This window comes from Enorma sp. (assembly GCF_982429025.1).
This window is the reverse complement of the sequence record NZ_CEWCAA010000075.1, coordinates 1-6,814: the sequence shown is the minus strand read 5'-3', so window position 1 is coordinate 6,814 and position 6,814 is coordinate 1. Positions and strand designations below refer to the sequence as shown.

Here is a 6,814-nt window from a genome sequence, read left to right as displayed (position 1 = left end):
TCTCCGCATGGCCCGCCGCGGCGGGGTGCTCTTGTCAAACCGCGGCGGGCCATGCGGAGAGATGCGTTTACAGCGATGGGGGTGCATACTTTATACTTGCACGAAGAGACTTGAGGATGGAGCGGTGGGCGCGTTCGCACGCCCTGGCTCCGCGGTAGCGTGTGCCGTAGTGAGAGCATGGGGGAAATCGTGGAATTCTGGTTCGTCGTGTCGCAGATCGTCGCAATCTCGGTGCCCATCGCATTGGGATGGTGCCTGCACAAGCTCGGTGTGCTCGACGACCAGTTCGATGCCGGCCTTTCCCGTCTTGTGCTCAACGTCTCGCTTCCGTGCTCGATCGTCGCGTCCATCGATGGCAACGCCAATCTGCCCGGCGCCGGAGCGTTGGTCGGTTTGATGGCGGCGACCGCGGTCGTCTACATCGTGGGACTTGCCGTCGCGTTCGCGCTCGCCGCCTTCACGCGCGCGCCGCGCGGCGAGGCGCCCTCATACCGGTTCGCCATCGCTTTTGGAAATTGCGGATTCGTTGGGTTGCCGGTCATCTCGGCGATTCTTGGGAACGAGGCCCTGCTCTACGTTGCCATCTCGCTCATCCCGGCGAATATTGCCATGTTCGGCATCGGCCCAGCGCTCTTTTCCCAGGGTGCAGACGAGGGGAGCAGCGGCGCCGGTTCACTGGCGGCCCGTAGCGCCCCCTCGCCGGCGCGTCGGCTGCGCACCATGCTCGCCTCCTTGAAGACTCCGACGTTTTTCGCCAGCCTGCTCGTGCTCGTGCTGGCGCTTCTCGGCATCACGGACCTCGGTGTCGCGGGCGATTCGATCGGCATCATCGGGCAGGCCGCCACGCCGCTCGCGCTGCTCGTGACCGGCTCCTCTATCGCGCGGTACCGTCCGCTCGAGATGGTCGGCAACCCGCGCGCCTATATTGCCGCTGCGGGAAGGTTGCTGATCGTTCCCGCCCTAAGCTTCGCGGCGCTCCTGCTCTTTCCGCTCGAGCCGTTTCTGCGGGCTGTGATCGTGCTGGACAACGCTATGCCCGTCGCCACGGCGGGCGTCTTGTTCTGCCTGCAGGCGGGCGGAGACGCCAAACCCATGGCCCAAGCGACCTTTTTGAGCGTGGTCGGCTCCGTCCTGACGATTCCCGCCGTGACGATGCTCGTCGGAGCCTCGTGACGCCTTCGGTATAGCAATCAATCGAACTGTGCTCCGGTGCAGCAGCGCCTCGTTTCGCCGCGGGCTCTGATGCGACGTGTCCCGTCCGGCTGTGCCGCGGTGCGGCTGCGGGGCCTGGTTCGCGGTGTCCCGTCCGGCTGTGCCGCGGTGCGCCCGCGGGCTGCGAGCGGAGCGCCTGCAGCCCGTGTTTTTCGGCAGCTCGCCGCTCTGCTTCTCCCGTTCTGCTAGCAGAGGTCGAGGTGGTAGTAGTGTCCGAGCGCGTCGGCGGCAAGGATGGCGTCGCAGACCATCTGCGGCGTCACCGCAAAGGGCATGTTGCCCATGGTGTCCGTGGGCGCGCAGGCGCTTTCCGCCACCGCCATGATCCGCTCGCGCGAGATGTCCTCGACGCCCAGGTCTTCGAGCGTGGTGGGAAGTCCTACCTCCATGCAGAAGCCGAGCACCTCCTCGAGCTTCTCGGTCGGGGCATTCTCGAGCACGAGCTGCACGATCGTGCCGAACGCGACCTTTTCTCCGTGATAGCGGGCATGGGTTTCGGGCAGCTGCGTCATGCCGTTGTGGATGGCATGCGCCGCAGCGAGGCCGCAGCTCTCGAAGCCGATGCCCGAGAGCAGCGTGTTCGCCTCGATAACGCGTTCGACGGCAGGGGTGGTGCAGCCTGCTTCGAGTGCGACCTTGGCCTTCACGCCGTCTGCCATGAGCGTGTCGAAGCAGAGCTTGGCCAGAGCGAGCGCGGCGCTCGTCGCCTTGCCGCCGGCGCAGGTATCGGCCTCGCTCTCAACGCAGGCGCGCGCCTCGAAGTACGTGGCGAGCGCGTCGCCCATGCCGGAAACCGTGAGACGGACCGGCGAGGCAGCGATCACCGTCGTATCCATGAGCACGATATCGGGGTTGGCAGGCAGGAAGAGGTAGCGATCGAAGACGCCGTCTTCCGTGTAGATGACCGAGAGCGCGCTGCACGGCGCGTCGGAGGAGGCGATGGTGGGGCAGACCACCACCGGGACGCCGAGCTTGTACGCTACGGCCTTGGCGGTGTCGAGCACCTTGCCGCCGCCCACGCCCACGATGACATCGGCCCCGGCGGCCTTGGCGGCCTGCGCGATGCGGTCGATCTCGGTGTCCGAGCACTCTCCGCCGAACGATTCGAAGGTGATTGTGGCGCTCGAGTGCTCAAAGCCGCCCTCGATCTTCGCGCCGGCGCGCTCGATGCCCGTGCTCGTGGCGATCGCGAGCGCAGCCTGGCCCAGTGGTTCGATGTGGCTCGCGAGCTCGGCAAGAGCGTCGGGACCTTGGATATACTTGCTTGGGCTGTTGAAGATGCGTGCCATGGAAATCCTCTCTCGCAATGCGCGCCCCATGCGCGCTGTCCAGCTTGTACCCGCGCGCTCCCGCTGCCACACATCGACGTTGTCTGCGCATCCGTCAAACACAACATCTTGGTCAAGAGGTGCCAGCTGCCGTTCACCGAATCGTGGGTGCTGCAACTTGTGGAGCGGCATCCACGAATGGTTGATGGGGCTCGCGAGCGCAACCGCAGGTGGGGGAGTTGGGCGAATTTGTGACCCCCGTTCCTGTGTTCGCCGTGGGTAATGCGCCTGAAAATAAGCCATTTATGCTGACCTGCATAAACACAATATGTAGTATGCCATCTACAAAACTCCACACGATGTAGTGAGAAAACCTGACGTAAGATAGGTAGCGCTCATCACCAGAAAGGTTTCTCATGAAGATCATCAAGCGCAGCGGCGTCGAAGTCGCTTTCGATATCACCAAGATCGAGAACGCCATCCGTGCAGCCAACAAGGACGTGCAGGAATCCGACCGCCTCACCGAGCGCCAGGTCGTCTATGCGTCGCAGAACGTGGCGGAGGCGTGCGAGAACGCCGGGCACACGGTCGCCGTCGAAGAGATCCAGGATATGGTCGAAGACGAGCTCATGAAGCTCGATAAGTTCGAGGTCGCCCGCAAGTACATCATCTACCGCTACGTGCAGGGTTTGAAGCGCACCAAGAACACCACCGACGACAAGATCCTCTCGCTTATCGAATGCAACAACGAAGAGGTCAAGCAGGAGAACTCCAACAAGAACCCCACGGTGAACTCCGTGCAGCGCGATTACATGGCGGGCGAGGTGTCCAAGGACCTCACCCAGCGCGTGCTGCTGCCGCAGGACGTGGTGCAGGCGCACAACGAGGGCCTCATCCACTTCCATGATTCGGACTATTTCGCCCAGCACATGCACAACTGCGATCTCGTGAACCTCGAGGACATGCTGCAGAACGGCACCGTCATCTCCGGCACGCTCATCGAGCGCCCGCATAGCTTCTCGACGGCCTGCAACATCGCCACGCAGATCATCGCGCAGGTGGCGAGCTGCCAGTACGGTGGCCAGTCCATCTCGCTCACGCACCTCGCGCCGTTCGTCGAGGTGAGCCGTCAGAAGATTCGCCGTCAGGTGGAGGCGGAGCTCGCGGAGCTCGGCGTCGATGCCAGCGAGGACAAGGTCTCGCAGGTGGTCGAAGAGCGCCTGCGAGACGAGATCCGCCGCGGCGTGCAGACCATCCAGTATCAGGTCGTGACCCTCATGACCACGAACGGCCAGGCGCCCTTCGTGACCGTGTTCATGTATCTCGGCGAAGCCCGCAACGAGGCCGAGAAGCACGACCTCGCCATGATCATCGAGGAGACGCTCCGTCAGCGCTATGAGGGCGTGAAGAACGAGCAGGGCGTGTGGATCACCCCGGCGTTCCCCAAGCTCATCTACGTGCTCGACGAGGACAACGTTTACGAGGGGAGCCCCTACTTCTACCTCACGCAGCTTGCTGCCAAGTGCACGGCCAAGCGCATGGTGCCCGATTACATCTCCGCCAAGAAGATGCGCGAGCTCAAATTGTCGAAGGGCGAGCAGCCGGGCGAGGGCGACGTCTACACCTGCATGGGTTGCCGCAGCTTCCTCACGCCGGACCGCTCGGGCAACGGCTACGATAACGTTGCCCGTGCCAAGAACTACGAGCCGGGAAAACCCAAGTACTACGGTCGCTTCAACCAGGGTGTCGTGACCATCAACCTCCCGGACGTGGCGCTTTCCTCCGGCGGCGATGCCGAGAAGTTCTGGGAGATCTTCGATGAGCGCCTGGAGCTCTGCCATAAGGCCCTGCGCTGCCGTCACGAGCGCCTGAAGGGCACGCTCTCCGATGCCGCGCCGATTCTGTGGCAGTACGGCGCCCTCGCGCGCCTCGATAAAGGCGAGACCATCGACAAGCTGCTCTATGGCGGCTACTCTACGATCTCGCTTGGCTATGCGGGCCTTTACGAGTGTGTGAAGTACATGACCGGCGCGAGCCATACCGATGAGCGCGGCAAGGGCTTTGCGCTCTCGGTCATGCAGCATATGAACGACAAGTGCGCTGAATGGAAGGCCGCGGAGGACATCGACTACTCCATTTACGGCACGCCTCTCGAGAGCACCACGTACAAGTTCGCAAAGTGCCTGCAGCGCCGCTTTGGCATCATCCCCGGCGTGACGGATAAGGGCTATATCACCAACAGCTATCACGTGCACGTGAGCGAGGAGATCGACGCCTTCGATAAGCTCCAGTTCGAGAGCGAGTTCCAGGCGCTCAGCCCTGGTGGCGCCATCTCCTACGTCGAGGTTCCCAACATGCAGGACAACCTCAAGGCCGTCATCCGCGTGATGCAGTACATCTACGAGAACATCATGTACGCGGAGCTCAACACCAAGAGCGATTACTGCCAGGTGTGCGGCTACGACGGCGAGATTCGTATCGTCGAGGACGATGGCAAGCTCGTTTGGGAGTGCCCGAACTGCCATAACCGCGATCAGGAGAAGATGAACGTGGCGCGGCGCACCTGCGGCTACATCGGAACGCAGTTCTGGAACCAGGGGCGCACCGAAGAGATTCGCGACCGCGTGCTGCATCTGTAAAGGGTACGGGGCGGGCTTGCCGGCATATCATCCCGTGCTCAGACATTCTCGGAGCATCGGCAGAGCCGATGCTCCTGCGAAACTGCGCGCGGGACGATAAGCCGGCAAGCCCGCCACAACGTTGACGGCGCAGCAGCGTGGTGAATCTCCTCGGCCCGCCGGATGGTTCAGCATCTGCTCAACAGGGAGAGATGCTGAACCGGCGACGTGGGTTAGTAGGGGGTATTGGCTGTAAGCGTATAGCCCGTATTTGGAGCCGTACAATGGTGTCCTAAAGACGAGCCACAACGGGGTGACGAGCTGCGAGAGCGATTCCGCCGCGCTCGCTACAGCCGCGAGGCCAGGTCAGCGCGCTGGGGCGCGGGCATATCATCCCGCGCGCAGTTGCGCAGAAAGCCTGGCGCAAGCCAGGCTTTCGAGTATGTCTGAGCACGGGATGATATGCCCGCGCCCCGACGGAGGGGGAGCGATGAACTACGCCGAGATTAAATACTTCGATATCGCCAACGGCGAGGGTGTGCGAACGTCGCTCTTCGTGAGCGGGTGCCGTCGCGGGTGCCCTGGGTGCTTCAATTCCGGCGCTTGGAGCTTCCTTGCTGGCAAGCCTTTCACGCAGGAGGTCGAAGACAAGATCATCGAGAGCTTGGATCATCCGTTCTGCGAGGGCTTGACCATTCTCGGTGGCGAACCCATGGAGCCGGAGAACCAGGAGGGGCTCGTCGGCTTCGTCGAGCGCGTGCGCAAGTGCTTTCCGCGCGAGGTGCGACCGGATGGCTCGCCAGAAAAGACCATCTGGTGCTTCACGGGCGATACGCTCGACGAGCTCATGCCAGACGGCAAGCATCATACGGCGGTGACGGAGCGCCTGCTCGGCTGCATCGATATTCTTGTTGATGGGCCGTTTGTGCAGGATCTCTATGACATCTCGCTTCGTTTCCGCGGGTCTTCCAACCAGCGCCTCATCGATCTCAATGCCACGCGCGCCGCGGCGGCAGAGCGCGGCTGCTCCCTCGCCGAAGCTGTCGAGCTCTGGCAGGATGAGCAGGTATACGCGACGCACAGCATGTAGGGAGCCTGCCAGCGCGCTCGCGGTGCCGTCTGGATGCGGCGCGCCAACTATCGAATGCCCGAACATCGTTGCAGCTTTCCGTCCTTGCATCCTAAAGCGGGCCTCTTCACGCTTGCGTGTTCTCCCGCTAGCATGGAGCTGGCGACGAACGGAGGACGTATGGATGAGGCAATCCCCCATAAGATAGGACTTCACGAGATGACCCGCGTGCGGGCGGTGTGGGAACACCCGGTGTTTCAGCGGGAGCTTGCCCGGTTGGAAGAGCTCGAGCGCGACCGGCCATTCTGTCGCCACGGCATACAGCATCTGCTGGATACGGCCCGCATCATGCGGATTCTGAATCTGGAGCAGGGGCTGGGATTCTCTCGCGAGGTCGTGTATGCGACGGCCCTGCTGCACGACGTGGGTAAGGCCGGGCAGTATGCGGGCGGCGAGCCCCATGAGGTGGCAGGCGAGCGTCTGGCACGCAAGATCTTGGAGAGCGCGCCGCCTGACACGCGCTTTGCCCCCGATGACGTCGACCAGATGTGTCTCGCCATCCGCGGGCATCGGCGCCTTCGCCCGGATGCAAGCCAGCTGGAGCGCCTGCTGTTCCAAGCGGACAAGGCCTCACGCGCCTGTTTCGC

5 protein-coding genes are annotated in these 6,814 nt (G+C 63.0%); 4 read left to right on the top strand and 1 reads right to left on the bottom strand.

Annotated elements, in window-relative coordinates:
- Positions 1-189: 189 nt before the first annotated feature.
- Positions 190-1,173 (top strand): AEC family transporter, encoded by a 984-nt coding sequence (locus AC1VS5_RS09275; RefSeq protein WP_481218443.1) that lies wholly within the window; start codon positions 190-192, stop codon positions 1,171-1,173.
- A gap of 224 nt (positions 1,174-1,397) precedes the next feature.
- Here AC1VS5_RS09275 and AC1VS5_RS09270 read toward each other — a convergent pair whose 3' ends face one another.
- Positions 1,398-2,501 (bottom strand): glycerol dehydrogenase, encoded by a 1,104-nt coding sequence (locus tag AC1VS5_RS09270; protein WP_419044356.1) that lies wholly within the window; start codon positions 2,499-2,501, stop codon positions 1,398-1,400.
- Positions 2,502-2,896: 395 nt separating this feature from the next.
- Between AC1VS5_RS09270 and nrdD the strand changes: the two genes are divergently transcribed.
- The 3 genes from nrdD to AC1VS5_RS09255 all read left to right on the top strand — a co-directional run.
- Positions 2,897-5,119 (top strand): anaerobic ribonucleoside-triphosphate reductase, encoded by a 2,223-nt coding sequence (gene nrdD / locus AC1VS5_RS09265; RefSeq protein WP_204665885.1) that lies wholly within the window; start codon positions 2,897-2,899, stop codon positions 5,117-5,119.
- A 469-nt stretch (positions 5,120-5,588) separates the two neighbouring features.
- Positions 5,589-6,188, top strand: a complete 600-nt coding sequence (gene nrdG / locus AC1VS5_RS09260) for an anaerobic ribonucleoside-triphosphate reductase activating protein (protein ID WP_419044357.1) — start codon at positions 5,589-5,591, stop codon at positions 6,186-6,188.
- 159 nt (positions 6,189-6,347) lie between these two features.
- Positions 6,348-6,814: HD domain-containing protein (locus tag AC1VS5_RS09255; protein WP_481218442.1), on the top strand; the 467-nt coding region annotated here is incomplete at its 3' end.